We start from the raw sequence: 15421 nt of genomic DNA, 5'->3' as shown, positions 1-15421 counted from the left end.
TTCCTGATAAAATTACTTATTTTGTAGTTATTATTTTAACAAAAAAATAGTTTTTTACAAAAAATATAAATTTGTCATTAAAAAAAGATTGGAATTTAGATTAAAAAATGATAGAATAAAACATGTGAAAACCTAAAAGGAGAGTTTAATATGGATAGTACAGTTAATTCACAGTCAAATACAGTAGCACCAAAGCAAGCAGAGTGCAAAAAGATGCGTTATAGCATCCGTAAGGTTGCCACAGTAGGGGCAACATCAGCGCTCGTTGGTACCTTGGCATTTTTGGGTGCCACTCAGGTAAAAGCTGATCAAGTTACAGAAACAGCACCAGCGGTAGCTACTGCGACAGCAACACCAGAAACAAGCACAGCATCTCTAACGGTAGCCAGTGAAACAGCAACAAGTGTGGCAACTTCAGAAGCAGTTGAATCTTCAGTTGCACATTCAGAGGTTGCAACTACACCAGTTACAGAGACACAACCAAGCAACACAACTCCATCAGTAGTCGAAGAAAAGGCGTCTAGCACAGTAGTGACATCTTCATCAGATGCAACAACACCTTCATCAACAGTTGCTGCGGTTTCTGCTCCAGCTCATACATCAGAGGCTGCAGTAGAAGCACCAACTTCAACAGCAAGCTCAGAAACAGCTGATACACACACTGAAGTAGCCCTTAAACCTACTGAAAACAGCGCTGCTAATGCAAACCTTAGCAAACTTAATGGTCGTATCAAGTCTATTGTTGAAGATAATATGACCTCAGATCAAATCGTTGCCTTGACTGAGGAAGAAATTAAAGCACTTAATAAAGTTGACTTTAGTGATGATGCAATCAAGGGTACAGGTACTAGCTTGACTTACCGTAACTTGAAAGATATCGTTGCTAGCTTCTTGAAGCAAGACAGCAAATTGGCAGTTCCTTACTTTAAAGCAGATACAATCATCAATATGCCTGCTTTCAACACTGTTGATGCCCAAACGATGAAAAAAGAAGAAATCGACGTTTGGGATTCTTGGCCAGTCCAAGATGCTAAGTCAGGTGTAGTTAGCAACTGGAATGGTTACCAGTTGGTTATTTCAATGGCCGGTGCACCAAATAAAAATTCAAACCACATTTACTTGCTCTATAGAAAATATGGGGATAATGACTTTACTCATTGGAAAAATGCGGGTCCAATCTTTGGTTACAATGCCCTTGAAGATGACCAACAATGGTCAGGTTCAGCGACTGTTAACTCTGATGGTAGTATCCAACTTTATTACACTAAGAATGATACTAGTGGTGGTAAATTAAACTGGCAACAATTGGCTAGTGCTACACTTAACTTGGCTGTTGAAAACGACGAAGTTGTTATCAAGTCAGTTGAAAATGACCACATTCTCTTTGGTGGAGATAATTATCACTATCAAAGCTATCCTAAATTTATGAGTACTTTTGATGATGACCATAACCATGATGGTAATCCAGACCGTACGGATAACTACTGTCTTCGTGACCCACACATCATTGAAGATAACGGTAGCCGTTACCTTATTTTTGAATCAAATACAGGTGACGAAAACTACCAAGGCGAAAAACAAATTTACAAATGGTCAAACTATGGAGGAGATGACGCCTTTAACCTTAAGTCATTCCTCAATATTGTTAATAATAAACACCTTTACAACCTTGCATCATGGGCAAATGGTTCTATCGGTATCTTGAAACTTGATGATAATGAGAAAAATCCATCTGTAGCTGAACTTTACACACCGCTTGTCACTAGCCACATGGTTACTGATGAAGTAGAACGTCCAAGTGTTGTTAAGATGGGTGGCAAGTATTACCTCTTCACTGCTTCACGTATCAACAAATCTACAGATGCTGAAGGTACTGTAGCAGCGCGTGAAGCTGTCGGTGATGACGTTGTCATGCTTGGATTCGTATCAGACAGCCTCCGTGGGAAATACCGTCCACTTAACGGCTCAGGTGTGGTCTTGACAGCCTCTGTTCCAGCTGACTGGCGTACATCTACCTATTCTTACTATGCGGTTCCTGTTGAAGGATCATCAGATACTCTTTTGGTAACTTCTTACATGACTAACCGTGGTGGTATTGCTGGTGCTGAGAATAAATCGACATGGGCTCCAAGCTTCCTCATTAAGATGAATGAAGATGATACTACAGAAGTTCTTCCTAAGATGACCAACCAAGGGGACTGGATTTGGGATAAATCTAGTGAAAGCTTGGTACACGTGGCCGATCAAAACAGTGCTAAATTGCCAAATGAGGACTATAACGTAGATTATTATGCAGTGTCAGATTATGGTCTTAAACCACATACTTATCCTACAGTTGATGGTTCACCGGGCGTTTCTGAAGCTCGCGGTGTCTTAACTGTAACTGTTAAAGATGGTGAAGACAAGAAATCAGATAAATCAGAAACACCAGTAAATCCAACAGAAGGTAATCATTCTGTTGATGATAAGTCTAACAAACCAGATACACCTTCTAAACCAGCAGACAATAATCAACCATCAACTAATAAAGAAGATAAACCAGCAACGCCGACGAATCCAGATTCTCCAGTTCGTAATCCGTTCCCTTATTTCACAGACCGCCCATCTAATGATAATAATTCATCAGATGATCATCATGTAGAGGTTCCTGCGAAACCTTCAACAGAGAGTTCTGTGGGTGACCGTCGTCCAGTAGCTCAAGCTACAGAGATTGCGTCACCAGTACCAGAGGCTATTGTAGCAACTGGACCAACTGTTTCAACGACTCCTGTTAAAGAAGAGTCTGTCACTGAAACAGAAGCTCCAAAACCAGCTAAGTCTGAAGAGGAAGTTCAGTCTCACGGAGTCGCTAAAGCTGATGAAGTAACTAAGTCTGATGAGTCAAGTAAAGACAACAATACTAAAGTTGCTGCCAAACTTGCTACGACTCCTAAGACACCAAGTGATTCAGAAGGTTCAAAGAGCAACATTCTTTCAATCTTGGCGACTATCTTTGCAGCAATTGCAAGTCTAGCTCTTCTTGGCTATGGTTTGGTCACAGGAAAGATTCATTTGCCTAAAAAATAATCCTTTTCAAAAACGTTTGCAGTAAAGCAAGCGTTTTTTTTGCCTTTTTGATATAATGGAGTGAATATAAAGCAAAGGAAGAAACTATTATGGGTAAATTTCAAGTTATTTCACATCCACTGATTCAACATAAACTTTCAATCCTCCGTCGTGAGGATACTTCTACTAAGGACTTCCGTGAGCTAGTTAATGAAATTGCTATGCTCATGGGTTACGAAGTGTCTCGTGACCTTCCTCTCGAAGAGGTTGAAATTCAAACACCAATTACTAAAACTGTACAAAAACAACTTTCTGGTAAGAAATTGGCGATTGTTCCAATTCTTCGTGCGGGTATTGGTATGGTCGATGGTTTCCTTAGCCTTGTACCAGCAGCTAAAGTTGGTCATATTGGTATGTATCGTGACGAGGAAACTCTTGAGCCAGTTGAGTACTTAGTTAAATTACCAGAAGACATTGATCAACGTCAGATCTTTGTAGTAGATCCAATGCTTGCGACTGGTGGTTCAGCAATCTTGGCAGTAGACTCACTTAAAAAACGTGGTGCAGCTAATATCAAGTTTGTTTGCTTAGTTGCAGCACCAGAAGGTGTCAAAAAATTGCAAGATGCTCACCCAGATATCGATATCTACACAGCATCTTTGGATGAGAAACTTAATGAAAACGGTTATATTGTTCCAGGTCTTGGAGATGCAGGTGACCGTCTCTTTGGTACAAAATAAGTTGAAAAGGGAAAATTTCCCTTTTTTTACTAGATTAATAAGTTTTAAGTGAGATTGGTTTAGGAGAGTTTAGCACTCTTTTAGAAAGAGTGCTAAGAATGATGTTTTTTATTTGACCTAATTTGACTAAAATCATATAATAGCATCAAGACAATATTAAAAGGAGGATTCATATGATTCCTGTAGTAATTGAACAAACATCACGCGGTGAGCGTTCTTATGATATTTACTCACGTTTGCTCAAGGATCGTATCATCATGTTAACAGGTCCTGTTGAAGATAATATGGCAAACTCAATTATCGCCCAACTCTTGTTCTTGGATGCTCAAGACAACACAAAAGATATCTATCTTTATGTTAATACACCAGGTGGATCAGTTTCGGCAGGTCTTGCCATTGTTGATACAATGAACTTCATCAAGTCTGATGTTCAGACTATCGTTATGGGGATGGCAGCATCTATGGGAACAATTATTGCTTCAAGCGGTACCAAAGGTAAACGTTTCATGTTGCCAAATGCAGAGTACATGATTCACCAACCAATGGGTGGTACTGGTGGTGGTACGCAACAAACAGACATGGCTATCGCAGCTGAACATTTGCTCAAAACGCGTAATAACTTGGAGCAAATCTTGGCGGATAATTCTGGACAGCCAATTGAAAAAGTTCATGTAGACGCTGAACGTGACAATTGGATGAGTGCCCAAGAAACGCTTGAATATGGCTTTATCGATGAAATCATGGCTAATAACCAATTAAAATAGACTGAGCTTGTCTTAAATAAAAGTCAGATGCAAATCGGTTGTATAAGGACCGTTTCATCTGGCTTTTTGTGTTATAATAGAAAACATGTTAATAATCAATAAGGAGTTGCTTGCTATTGATCAAGCTATAGATTGTCTTGTTTCGTGTTTTATAAAGCTACCTGAGGTAGAAAATTACCGTTTGAAACGCCAGAAATTCGAATATGACAGAGAACTTCAAGAGCAACTCTTTGCATTTCAGGAATTAAAGGATAGCTATGATACTGCTAAGGAGTACGAAGCTTTTAGACCAGATGTGAGAGAGTTGAAACGTCAGGTTTTGCGAATGAAGCGCCAAATTGATTTGAACGAGGTGGTTATTGGCTATCGTCAGGCAGAGTTCGATTTGCAGACTATTTTAGCCAATCTTGGTGAGGAGATTGCCCAAGCTGTTTCAGACCAGATTTTTATCGATTCTGGGCTACCTCTTGCCCCTCACAAACCGCATCATAAAAAGGGAGACACTAACATAAAGGAGAAAATGAGTCATGATTAAGCGTCAAGGCATTATTGTTTATTTATACTACAATAGAGACTTACGTAAAATTACCAAGTTTGGGGATGTTGTCTACCATTCTTATAAGATGCGTTATGTGCACCTTTATGTAGATGAGGACAAGGTCGAGGATATTTTGAAAGAGCTCGATGGAATGAAAGCAGTGAAAAAAGTTCTGCCTTCCTACTATTCTGATATTGATATGGACTTTGTAGGTAGTCTGGAACGCTACGACACCTCAGTTCCTGAACCGTTTAAGAACTTTTCTCTTTAATAGGAGAAAAGTTTTTTTTATTTTCAAAAAGTTATTCTTAAAGTAATGGAAACGATTACTGTGGCTAAAGCTTAGTTATGTGTAGTTGACAATTGTCTGATAATTCTGTAAGCTATAAGGTGGACTTTTTTAAGAAAATATTAAGGAGAAATCTTATGTCTAAAAAGATCACACTTATTGTGTTAGCCTTTTTTGCTTCCATTTTCTTGGTTGCCTGTGGCAAGTCACCAGATGTGACTGCTAATGCCAATGGTACTAAGATTGGCGATACCATCAAAATTGGTGTTAATATGGAGTTGACAGGTGCCGTTGCAGCCTATGGTAAGGCAGAGCAAAATGGTATTAAGTTGGCTGTTGATGAAATTAACAAAGCTGGTGGCGTCGATGGCAAAAAACTTGAGCTTGTCACAAAAGATAATAAATCTGAAAACGCTGAAGCTTCAACCTCTTCAACGAACTTGGCTATTCAGAGTAATGTAAATGCTATCGTTGGTCCAGCGACATCAGGTGCTGTCGCTGCGGCTAGCCTCGTATCACAAAAAACAGGGGTTCCTTTGTTGACACCTTCTGGTACTCAGGATGACCTTACGGTAGATGCTAACGGAGCTAAGAAATTTGTTTTCCGTACAACCTTTAAAGATAGCTACCAAGGTAAAGTTTTGGCAGCTTATTCTTACAGTAATTTGAATGCTAAGAAAGTAGTTCTCTACTATGATAATGCTTCGGATTATGCTAAGGGGATTGCAGATGAATTCAAGCGTGAATATAAAGGTAAAATCGTTACTGAAGCTACCTTTGCTTCAGGTGACAAGGACTATCAGTCAGCTTTGACTAAATTTAAAGACCTTGATTATGATGCGATTGTAATGCCTGGTTACTATACTGAGACTGGTATTATCACTAAACAAGCACGTGACCTTGGAATTGATAAACCAATCCTTGGACCTGATGGATTCAGTGATGCGAAATTCACTGAGCTTGCAGGTAAAAAGAATGCGTCAAACGTCTACTATGTATCAGGATATTCAACAAATGTTTCTCTTTCTGACAAAGCATCAGGATTCATCGAAGCATATAAAAAAGCTTACAAAACTGAACCAAATATGTTTGCTGCTCTAGCGTACGATTCAGTTTATATGATTGCAGAAGCATCTAAAGATGCGAAAACATCAGTTGATATTGCTGATAACTTAGCACATTTGAAAAACTTTGTCGGGGTTACTGGTAAAATGACGATTGATAAGGATCATAACCCTATTAAAGCAGCTCTTATGGTTAAAAGAGATAATGGTGAAGAAGTTTCAGCGGAAGCCGTTGAAATTGAAAAATAATCTATTATCTATACTGAAAATGAACTAGAAAGTTTGGTTATATATGTTTTTTGAACAACTTCCCCAACAACTAGTCAATGGTATTATCTTGGGTAGTATCTATGCCCTACTTGCCCTTGGATATACCATGGTTTATGGGATTATCAAATTGATTAACTTTGCCCATGGAGACATCTATATGATGGGTGCCTTCGTTGGTTACTATGCGATTAATAGCCTTGGAATGAATTTCTGGGTTGCCCTTGTCTTTGCTATGCTTGTCTGTGCGATTTTAGGGGTTGTTATTGAGTTCTTGGCTTATCGCCCGCTCCGTAATTCGACACGTATTTCTGCCTTGATTACAGCTATCGGTGTCTCATTCTTCCTTGAGTACATCATGGTTCTATTTGTAGGGGCAGATACACGTTCATTCCCTCAAAAGATTGCAATTGAGACTTATCATCTTGGATCAATCTCTGTAACAAATGTGCAATTGCTTATCTTGGTAGTTGCGCTTGTGCTTATGGTTGCTCTTCAATTGATTGTTAAAAAGACTAAGATGGGTAAAGCTATGCGTGCCGTATCTGTAGACAGTGATGCCGCTGAATTGATGGGTATTAATGTTAATAACACTATTAGCTTCACTTTTGCTCTTGGATCATCACTAGCAGGGGCAGCGGGTGTCCTTATTGGTCTTTACTATAACTCTATCGAACCTCTTATGGGTATGACGCCAGGTATTAAAGCCTTTGTTGCCGCTGTTCTTGGTGGTATCGGTATTATCCCTGGTGCAGCACTTGGTGGATTTGTTATCGGTATTTTGGAGACATTATCAACTGCAATTGGTTTGTCAAGTTACCGTGATGCCATCGTTTATGGTGTCTTGATTGTTATCCTTTTGGTTCGCCCAGCGGGTATCCTCGGTAAAAATGTGAAAGAGAAGGTGTAAGACATGAAGAAAAATCTAAAAGTAAACCTTATTTGGTTTGGTCTTATCATTGGGCTCTTCCTTGTTTTGAAAGCTCTTGAACTTTCAGGTATCATGAACCTTTACTATATCCAAATCTTAATGGGGATTGGAATCTCAATCCTTATGGGACTTGGTACTAACTTGGTTCTTGGTTTCTCAGGGCAATTTACACTTGGGCAAGCTGGTTTCATGGCAATTGGTGCCTATTCATCAGCTATCATCACTGGTATGATGCCAACATATGACGGTTTCTACCTCTCAATGGTTGTCGGTGTCATCATCGCAGCTATTGTTGCCCTTATCTTTGGTCTACCTACCCTTCGTTTGAAAGGTGACTACCTTGCCATTGCAACTCTTGGTATGGCTGAAATCATCCGTATCATTATCGTTAATGGTGGTGAATTGACCAATGGTGCCGCTGGTTTGACAGGTATCCTTCCCTATACTAGTTGGCCTGTAATTTATTTCTTTGTGGTAATCATTACCATTTTGGTGCTTAATTTCTTACGTTCAGCAACTGGACGTCAAGCAATCACTCTTCGTGAAGATGAAATTGCTGCTGAGTCAATGGGTGTTAATGTCACAAAAATGAAGGTTCTTATCTTTGTTATTGGTGCCATGATTTCAGCGATTGCTGGTTCACTTTATGTCAGCTACATCGGTACAGTCGTGCCGAAAGACTTCACCATCATGAAATCAATTGATTACCTTATCATTGCCGTTCTTGGTGGTCTTGGATCAATCACAGGTACTATCATTGCCGCTGTTGTTCTTGGTATTATCAACATGTTCCTACAAAATGTTTCAAACCTTCGTATGATTATTTACGCCTTGGCTTTGATTCTTGTAATGCTCTTCCGTCCAGGTGGACTTCTTGGAACAAAAGAACTCTATCTCTCAAAATTCTTCAATAAATCTAAGGAGGGCAAATAAAATGGCACTTCTTGAAGTTAAAAATCTGACTAAAAACTTCGGTGGTTTGACTGCCGTTGGTGATGTTTCAATGGAACTCAATGAAGGTGAGTTGGTTGGGCTTATCGGACCAAATGGCGCTGGTAAAACAACCTTGTTTAACCTTTTGACAGGTGTCTATGAGCCAAGTGAAGGGACTGTTATACTTGATGGTACAGTCCTAAACGGTAAAGCACCTTATAAAATCGCTTCACTCGGTTTGTCACGTACTTTCCAAAATATCCGTCTTTTCAAAGACATGACTGTACTTGAAAACGTTCTTGTTGGTTTATCAAATAAGCAACCTTCAAATTTCTTTGCATCTCTTTTGCGTTTGCCTAAGTACTATTCAAGTGAAGAAGAGTTAAAAGCAAAAGCTATGAAACTGTTGGCTATCTTCAACTTGGATGGTGAGGCAGATACACTTGCGAAAAACTTGGCTTACGGACAACAACGTCATTTGGAGATTGTTCGTGCACTTGCAACAGAACCAAAAATTCTTTTCCTTGATGAACCAGCTGCGGGTATGAACCCACAAGAAACAGCTGAATTGACTGCTCATATTCGTCAAATTCAAAAAGACTTCGGAATTACCATCATCTTGATTGAGCACGATATGAGTTTGGTCATGGATGTTACTGAGCGTATCTATGTTTTGGAATATGGACGCTTGATTGCCGAAGGAACACCTGATGAAATTAAGAATAACAAACGCGTTATTGAAGCTTACTTGGGAGGTGAAGCATAATGGCAATGTTGAAAGTTGAAAATCTCTCAATTAAATATGGATCGATCGAAGCTGTAAAAAACGTCAGCTTTGAAGTTAATGAAGGTGAAGTCGTAACTCTTATCGGAGCTAACGGTGCAGGTAAGACATCAATTCTTCGTACCATCTCAGGTCTTGTTCGTCCAACTGAGGGAACCATTTCTTATCTTGGAAACGACATCCATAAAACACCAGCACGTAAGATTGTTGCCGAAGGTTTGGCTCAAGTACCTGAGGGACGTCATGTATTTGCAGGATTAACCGTAATGGAAAATCTTGAAATGGGAGCTTTCCTTCATACAAATAAAGAAGAGAACGCAGCTCTCTTGAAAAAAGTCTTCCAACGTTTCCCACGTCTAGAAGAACGTAAGAATCAAGATGCAGCGACACTTTCTGGTGGTGAGCAACAAATGCTTGCAATGGGTCGTGCCCTTATGAGCCGTCCAAAACTTTTGCTTTTGGATGAACCTTCAATGGGACTTGCTCCAATCTTTATTCAAGAAATTTTTGATATTATCGAAGATATTAAGACACAAGGGACTACAGTTCTTTTGATTGAACAAAATGCCAATAAGGCTTTGTCAATTGCGGATCGTGGTTATGTTCTTGAAACTGGTAAAGTGGTTCTTTCAGGTACTGGTGAAGAACTTCTTGCATCAGATGAAGTTCGTAAAGCCTATCTTGGAGGATAAGAAAAAGCGCCCAAGGGCGTTTTTCTATCGTCTCATGCTGATTGTAAAATACTAATTTTTCAGTAAAATATTGCAATCGGTTTCACTTAATGTGGTATAATACAAGTAAGAAATCATTCGGAGGAAAATGAAACATGGCAGTAAAAGATTTTATGACGAAACGTGTAGTTTATGTCTCACCAGAAACAACAGTTGCAGTAGCTGCAGATATTATGCGTGAGAAAGGTTTGCGCCGTTTGCCAGTAATTGAACACGATAAACTTGTTGGGCTTGTTACAGAAGGTACAATGGCGGAGGCCTCACCATCAAAAGCAACAAGCTTGTCAATTTATGAAATGAACTATCTCCTTAATAAGACAAAAGTAGGAGATATCATGATTAAGAATGTCCTTACTGTTTCCAAATATGCTAGCCTTGAGGATGCAATCTATATCATGCTTCAAAATAAGGTTGGAGTCCTTCCAGTTGTGGACAATGACCAAATTTCAGGAATTATCACAGATAAAGATGTCTTTCGTGCTTTCTTGGAAATTTCTGGTTATGGTCAAGCTGGAATTCGTATTGGGTTGGAAGTTCCAGATACTCCACGTGTTTTGGAAAAAATTGCGAACCTTATTGCTAGTGAGAATCTCAACATCGAACGTACAATTGTTGCCCCTAAAAATGACACTGTACTTCGTGTTGAACTTCAAGTTGAAGGAGAGATTGGGATTGAACAACTCAAGAAGGTTTTTGTAGAAGCAGGATTTACAGTTACTGAAATTGCAGAAACAGAAGCAAAAGAGTTAGACTAATAACAAGGATAAAAAACAGAAAGTTTGTAGGAAGAGTTCAGTGGAAATGAGATTAAAATCCTTACTTTTTCTAGTAATTAATGAACTACAGGCTTAACTTTATACAATAAAAAGAGGCTAGAGCATTATGCTCCAGCTTCTTTTTTATTAGTCTTGAAAATCGTAAAGTGTTGTAGAGAGGTAACGCTCACCATTGTCAGGCAAGAGTGTCAAGACTTTTTTGCCTTCGCCAAGCTCAGCGGCAACCTTTAGGGCAGCAGCAATAGCAGCACCTGATGAGATACCAGCTAGGAAACCTTCTTGGCTACCCAATGTACGTGATGTTGCGATAGCTTCATCAGAAGGGATGCGCACAACACTGTCATATGATTTTGTATCCAATGTGTCAGGAATGAAACCAGTTGAGATACCTTGGATTTTGTGTGGTCCTGGTTTATCACCATTCAAGACGGCAGATTCGTCAGCTTCAATACCATAAACCTTGATATTTGGATTGGCAGCCTTAAGGGTTTTTGAAACACCTGAAATAGTACCACCAGTACCGATACCAGCAACAAAAGCATCCAAACCTTCTGCACCAAAATCTTCAAGAATTTCTTGGCCAGTTGTAGCCGCATGAACAGCTGGGTTTGATGGGTTAGCAAATTGAAGAGGTACCCAACCATTGCGTTCAGCAGCAACTTCTTTAGCCTTAGCAATTGCACCCTTCATTCCTTCGCTACCAGGAGTCAAAACAAGCTCAGCTCCATAAGCTTGGATGATTTTACGACGTTCAACACTCATTGTATCAGGCATTACGATAACAACTTTATAGCCTTTAGCAGCACCGACCCAAGCAAGACCGATACCAGTGTTACCTGAAGTTGGTTCAACAATGGTATCACCAGGTTTAATCGTACCAGCTTTTTCAGCATCTTCAATCATACGAAGAGCAATACGGTCTTTTACTGAAGAACCAGGGTTGAATGCTTCGAGTTTAACGTAAACATCTGCTGATCCTTCTGGAACAATAGAATTAAGTTTAATAACAGGTGTTTTTCCAATAAGTTCAGTGATTGAGTTGTAAATTGTCATATTTAAAATCCTCTTAATCTTTGATTGATGGTTTTAAGTATACGACGGTAGGCTCAACTTGTAAAATACATCTTCTTTATCACTGTGATAACGTTTAACTATCAGATAGGAATTTCAACGATTTTCTTTCCAGATTTTTCATAATTAACTTTCCCTTGATAGAACTCAGTTAGTTCTTGACCAAGTCTTTCAATATCAGACTCTTCGACAAATAAAGTAGTAGAAACATCTGATAAGAAAGTTGTATCAAATTCTTGTAGTCCTTCTTTTTCAAGGAAGTTGGAGAAGACTTGGTATTGAGAGTAGGTTAACTCTACGGTTAGTCCTGTTAATTCCTTGACTTCAACTCGGCCAATCTCTTCAATAGCATGGGCAACGCTACCAGAGTAAGCTCGGATAAGACCACCTGCCCCAAGCTTGATTCCTCCAAAATAACGAGTCACAACTGCTACGACATTAGTAAGACCTTGTTTTTCTAGAACAGTAAGCATAGGAACCCCAGCTGTTCCAGAAGGTTCACCATCATCACTGGAACGCTTAATTTGGCCATCATCACCAATGATTATTGCAGAGCAAGAATGATTGGCCTTGTGATGCTGTTTCTTAATCTGAGCGATATATTCTCTTCCTTCTTCCTCACGGCTGATACGTTTCAAGTGACAAATAAAACGAGATTTTTTTATTTCTTCTTCAACGATTCCATCGTTGGCAATAGTTTTGTAATCCATAAAAAAATTTTATCATAAAAAGATGAATTCAAACATATTTTCGAATAGAAAGATATGGTACCTAAAGAATATTATGGACGACTATTTACGAAAGAGCAGTTGCCAGTGAACTATCACCCAGAGGCTTTAACATTAGAAAGTATGATAAAGGTCGATAAACAACTTAGATGTAAAAGATGTTACAGTCGGATAGAGGAAGATTGGCAATTACCGGGAGGTCAATATTATTGTAGAGCATGTATTGTCTTTGGTAGAAACCAAGAAGGAAAAGAACTTTATTTTTTTCCTTCCAAAACATCAGAAATTGAATTTCCTGTTTTGAAGTGGTTTGGAGAACTGACTCCCTATCAAGCTAAGGTCTCAGAGAAACTTTTGAGAACTTATCAAAAACAGAAAGATAGTCTCGTACATGCTGTGACCGGTGCTGGTAAGACAGAAATGATTTATAACATCGTTGCCTATGTTCTGGAAAATAAAGGTCATGTAGCTATCGCAAGTCCTAGGGTTGATGTTTGTCGAGAATTATTTCTACGTATGAAGAGGGATTTTACTTGTAGTATTTCCCTGCTTCATGCTGAGAGTGAACCATATGATGGTAGTCCGCTTGTAATAGCTACCACACATCAACTACTAAAGTTTTACCAGATTTTTGACTTAGTTATTGTAGATGAAGTAGACGCATATCCTTTTGTAGGAAATGTCATGTTAAATCATGCTGTAGAACAGGCGAAGACCGAAACCGGTCGATTTATTTACTTAACAGCGACTTCAACATTATCTTTAGAAGAGCAAGTTCGTCTTGGGACTTTAGAAAAGCATCACCTTGCTAGACGTTTCCATGGAAATCCTTTAGTACTTCCTAAATTCCTCTGGCAGGGCAGATTACAAAAATCTCTGACAAGAGGCAAGCTTCCAAGACCTCTTCTTTATCAGATTAAAAAGCAACGTAAATCAAAATTTCCTCTATTAATCTTCTTTCCAAATATAGCGATAGGTGAAAAGTTTACAAGTATTCTACAAAAATATCTTCCAGATGAAAAAATGGCCTTTGTTTCCTCAAAAAGTGAGGAGCGTTCAACTATCGTAGAGAAGTTCCGAGAAAAAGAACTGTCTATCTTAGTTACAACAACTATCCTCGAACGTGGTGTAACCTTTCCACAAGTAGATGTTTTTGTTTGTATGGCAAATCATCACTTATACACTAGTTCGAGTCTTATTCAGATTGGAGGTCGAGTTGGAAGATCACTAGATAGACCGACAGGAAAGCTTTATTTCTTTCATGAGGGACTATCCAAATCAATGCTTCGGTGTCGAGAAGAGATAAAGGTTATGAATAAAAAAGGAGGGTTTAACAATGAAGTGTCTGCTATGTAATGATTGGATTGAATCACTACCAAAATTAAGAGACCTCATTATGTTTAACCAAAGAAAAGAGTACTATTGCCGATCTTGTAAATATCAGTTTAAAAACCTCTCAAAAGAAAGATGTCAAAATTGTAATAAAGAGTTATATGGAGATTCTTGTATTGATTGTAAACTTTGGATGAAAAAAGGCTATATTCCAAAGCACCTTGCTATTTATCGATATGAAGAAAATATGAAAGAGTATTTTAGTCGCTATAAATTTATGGGAGACTATTGTCTTAGAAAAATATTTCAACAAGATATTAAAAACAGCTTAAAACCATTTTTGAAGAAAGGTTATACCATAGTGCCAGTCCCATTATCGGAAGAACGCTTGGCAGAAAGAGGATTCAACCAAGTTGAGGGATTGATAGAGGGAATTCCCTATCGAGATATCTTTGAGAAAAGAGATATTGAGAAGCAATCCTCAAAAACACGCGAGGAGCGTCTAAGTCAAGATAATGCTTTCTGTCTCAAGGAAGGTATAAATCTACCAGATAAGATTATTATAGTGGATGATATCTATACAACGGGTTCCACTTTATATCAGATGGTTCAACTGTTAGAAGGTATAGGTATTAAAGAAGTTTTGACCTTTTCACTAGCTAGATAATAAAAATCCTTGCAAATTTTCATGAAAAGGATATAATAAAGATAAAGAAAACGCTAACAAGCGAGAAAGAGGTCTTTTATGATTAAATATAGTATCCGTGGCGAAAACATCGAAGTAACTGAAGCACTTCGTGACTATGTTGAAAGTAAACTTAGCAAAGTTGAAAAATACTTCAACGAAGACCAAGAATTGAATGCACGTGTAAATCTTAAGGTTTATCGCGAAAAGACAGCTAAAGTAGAGGTTACTATTCCAACAGGTTCTGTAACACTAAGAGCAGAAGATGTTTCGCAAGATATGTATGGTTCTATTGACCTAGTGGTTGATAAGATTGAAAGACAAATCCGTAAAAACAAAACAAAAATTGCACGTAAGCATCGTGAAAAAGTTCCAACAGGAGAAGTATTCTCAGCTGATTTTAATAACGAGCAAGTTGAAGAAGCACCAGCTGTTGAAGTTGTAAGAACTAAAAACATTGAGTTGAAACCAATGGATGTTGAAGAAGCCATCCTTCAAATGGAATTGTTGGGTCATGACTTCTTTATCTATACTGATAGCGAAGATCATACAACTAATGTTCTCTATAAACGAGAAGACGGTAACTACGGTCTGATTGAAGCTAAATAATAAAAAAGGGAAGTAGGTTGAGAAACGTGCTTCCTTTATTTTTTTCAAAAACCCTATTGACAATAACTGATTTGAGTGTTAAGATATAAAAGTTGTCCTAACAGACTTGCCACAAACTTGAAAAGGTTCCAAAA

At 38.5% G+C, this 15421-nt stretch carries 16 protein-coding genes; 14 read left to right on the top strand and 2 right to left on the bottom strand.

The genetic code is table 11. The features are described from left to right. Positions 1 to 150 precede the first annotated feature (150 nt). The 11 genes from AX662_RS08235 to AX662_RS08185 all read left to right on the top strand — a co-directional run bounded on the left by AX662_RS08235 (position 151) and on the right by AX662_RS08185 (position 10841). Positions 151 to 3066 (top strand): glycoside hydrolase family 68 protein, encoded by a 2916-nt coding sequence (locus AX662_RS08235; RefSeq protein ID WP_060972146.1) that lies wholly within the window; start codon positions 151 to 153, stop codon positions 3064 to 3066. A gap of 89 nt (positions 3067 to 3155) precedes the next feature. Next, on the top strand, positions 3156 to 3785 hold the full coding sequence (upp, locus tag AX662_RS08230) for a uracil phosphoribosyltransferase (protein WP_002883819.1): 630 nt from the start codon (positions 3156 to 3158) through the stop codon (positions 3783 to 3785). A 173-nt stretch (positions 3786 to 3958) separates the two neighbouring features. Beyond that, positions 3959 to 4549 carry an ATP-dependent Clp protease proteolytic subunit gene (locus AX662_RS08225; RefSeq protein ID WP_002883818.1) on the top strand — a complete coding sequence of 197 codons (591 nt, stop codon included), beginning with the start codon at positions 3959 to 3961 and terminating at the stop codon, positions 4547 to 4549. Positions 4550 to 4634: 85 nt separating this feature from the next. Continuing rightward, positions 4635 to 5084, top strand: coding sequence for a YlbF family regulator (locus AX662_RS08220; RefSeq protein WP_060972145.1), 450 nt, complete (start codon positions 4635 to 4637; stop codon positions 5082 to 5084). After that, positions 5077 to 5358, top strand: coding sequence for a DUF2129 domain-containing protein (locus tag AX662_RS08215; protein ID WP_014633923.1), 282 nt, complete (start codon positions 5077 to 5079; stop codon positions 5356 to 5358). Before AX662_RS08220 ends, AX662_RS08215 begins: the two co-directional genes overlap by 8 nt. 155 nt (positions 5359 to 5513) lie before the next feature. Continuing rightward, a complete protein-coding gene (locus tag AX662_RS08210; protein WP_014633924.1) occupies positions 5514 to 6689 on the top strand; it encodes an ABC transporter substrate-binding protein in 1176 nt (391 codons plus the stop codon). A 43-nt stretch (positions 6690 to 6732) separates the two neighbouring features. Then, positions 6733 to 7617, top strand: coding sequence for a branched-chain amino acid ABC transporter permease (locus AX662_RS08205; RefSeq protein ID WP_002890014.1), 885 nt, complete (start codon positions 6733 to 6735; stop codon positions 7615 to 7617). Positions 7618 to 7620: 3 nt separating this feature from the next. Further along, entirely contained in the window at positions 7621 to 8571 is a 951-nt protein-coding gene (locus AX662_RS08200) for a branched-chain amino acid ABC transporter permease (protein WP_037600371.1), read from the top strand. A gap of 1 nt (position 8572) precedes the next feature. Then, positions 8573 to 9337: an ABC transporter ATP-binding protein gene (locus AX662_RS08195; RefSeq protein ID WP_021143582.1), complete on the top strand. Its 765-nt coding sequence runs from the start codon at positions 8573 to 8575 to the stop codon at positions 9335 to 9337. Then, positions 9337 to 10047, top strand: coding sequence for an ABC transporter ATP-binding protein (locus tag AX662_RS08190; RefSeq protein WP_037600374.1), 711 nt, complete (start codon positions 9337 to 9339; stop codon positions 10045 to 10047). The genes AX662_RS08195 and AX662_RS08190 overlap by 1 nt, the downstream gene beginning before the upstream one ends. Before the next feature lie 134 nt (positions 10048 to 10181). Beyond that, positions 10182 to 10841 (top strand): CBS and ACT domain-containing protein, encoded by a 660-nt coding sequence (locus tag AX662_RS08185; RefSeq protein ID WP_060972144.1) that lies wholly within the window; start codon positions 10182 to 10184, stop codon positions 10839 to 10841. A gap of 147 nt (positions 10842 to 10988) precedes the next feature. On the opposite strand, the gene cysK is transcribed toward AX662_RS08185, so the two are convergent. Next, positions 10989 to 11915 carry a cysteine synthase A gene (gene cysK, locus AX662_RS08180; RefSeq protein WP_060972143.1) on the bottom strand — a complete coding sequence of 309 codons (927 nt, stop codon included), beginning with the start codon at positions 11913 to 11915 and terminating at the stop codon, positions 10989 to 10991. A 101-nt stretch (positions 11916 to 12016) separates the two neighbouring features. Further along, positions 12017 to 12643 carry a YigZ family protein gene (locus tag AX662_RS08175; RefSeq protein ID WP_060972142.1) on the bottom strand — a complete coding sequence of 209 codons (627 nt, stop codon included), beginning with the start codon at positions 12641 to 12643 and terminating at the stop codon, positions 12017 to 12019. Between the two features lie 54 nt (positions 12644 to 12697). On the opposite strand from AX662_RS08175, the gene AX662_RS08170 reads away from it, so the two are divergent. From AX662_RS08170 to hpf, 3 genes are all read left to right on the top strand, one after another. Next, complete coding sequence (locus AX662_RS08170) at positions 12698 to 14017, top strand: DEAD/DEAH box helicase (protein WP_060972141.1); 1320 nt, start codon at positions 12698 to 12700, stop codon at positions 14015 to 14017. Further along, complete coding sequence (locus AX662_RS08165) at positions 13998 to 14660, top strand: ComF family protein (RefSeq protein WP_060972140.1); 663 nt, start codon at positions 13998 to 14000, stop codon at positions 14658 to 14660. The genes AX662_RS08170 and AX662_RS08165 overlap by 20 nt, the downstream gene beginning before the upstream one ends. A 78-nt stretch (positions 14661 to 14738) precedes the next feature. After that, positions 14739 to 15287, top strand: a complete 549-nt coding sequence (gene hpf / locus AX662_RS08160) for a ribosome hibernation-promoting factor, HPF/YfiA family (protein ID WP_002883786.1) — start codon at positions 14739 to 14741, stop codon at positions 15285 to 15287. The last annotated feature ends 134 nt before the right edge of the window (positions 15288 to 15421 follow it).

Source organism: Streptococcus sp. CCH5-D3, assembly GCF_001556435.1.
Classification (GTDB): Bacteria; Bacillota; Bacilli; order Lactobacillales; family Streptococcaceae; genus Streptococcus.
This window is presented reverse-complemented; position numbering and strand designations above follow the sequence as displayed.

Bases quoted from the DNA above. Each gene is read 5' to 3' on its own strand.
- AX662_RS08235 (WP_060972146.1), top strand. From the start codon at position 151: ATGGATAGTACAGTTAATTCACAGTCAAATACAGTAGCACCAAAGCAA.
- upp (WP_002883819.1), top strand. From the start codon at position 3,156: ATGGGTAAATTTCAAGTTATTTCACATCCACTGATTCAACATAAACTT.
- AX662_RS08225 (WP_002883818.1), top strand. From the start codon at position 3,959: ATGATTCCTGTAGTAATTGAACAAACATCACGCGGTGAGCGTTCTTAT.
- AX662_RS08220 (WP_060972145.1), top strand. From the start codon at position 4,635: ATGTTAATAATCAATAAGGAGTTGCTTGCTATTGATCAAGCTATAGAT.
- AX662_RS08215 (WP_014633923.1), top strand. From the start codon at position 5,077: ATGATTAAGCGTCAAGGCATTATTGTTTATTTATACTACAATAGAGAC.
- AX662_RS08210 (WP_014633924.1), top strand. From the start codon at position 5,514: ATGTCTAAAAAGATCACACTTATTGTGTTAGCCTTTTTTGCTTCCATT.
- AX662_RS08205 (WP_002890014.1), top strand. From the start codon at position 6,733: ATGTTTTTTGAACAACTTCCCCAACAACTAGTCAATGGTATTATCTTG.
- AX662_RS08200 (WP_037600371.1), top strand. From the start codon at position 7,621: ATGAAGAAAAATCTAAAAGTAAACCTTATTTGGTTTGGTCTTATCATT.
- AX662_RS08195 (WP_021143582.1), top strand. From the start codon at position 8,573: ATGGCACTTCTTGAAGTTAAAAATCTGACTAAAAACTTCGGTGGTTTG.
- AX662_RS08190 (WP_037600374.1), top strand. From the start codon at position 9,337: ATGGCAATGTTGAAAGTTGAAAATCTCTCAATTAAATATGGATCGATC.
- AX662_RS08185 (WP_060972144.1), top strand. From the start codon at position 10,182: ATGGCAGTAAAAGATTTTATGACGAAACGTGTAGTTTATGTCTCACCA.
- cysK (WP_060972143.1), bottom strand. From the start codon at position 11,915: ATGACAATTTACAACTCAATCACTGAACTTATTGGAAAAACACCTGTT.
- AX662_RS08175 (WP_060972142.1), bottom strand. From the start codon at position 12,643: ATGGATTACAAAACTATTGCCAACGATGGAATCGTTGAAGAAGAAATA.
- AX662_RS08170 (WP_060972141.1), top strand. From the start codon at position 12,698: ATGGTACCTAAAGAATATTATGGACGACTATTTACGAAAGAGCAGTTG.
- AX662_RS08165 (WP_060972140.1), top strand. From the start codon at position 13,998: ATGAAGTGTCTGCTATGTAATGATTGGATTGAATCACTACCAAAATTA.
- hpf (WP_002883786.1), top strand. From the start codon at position 14,739: ATGATTAAATATAGTATCCGTGGCGAAAACATCGAAGTAACTGAAGCA.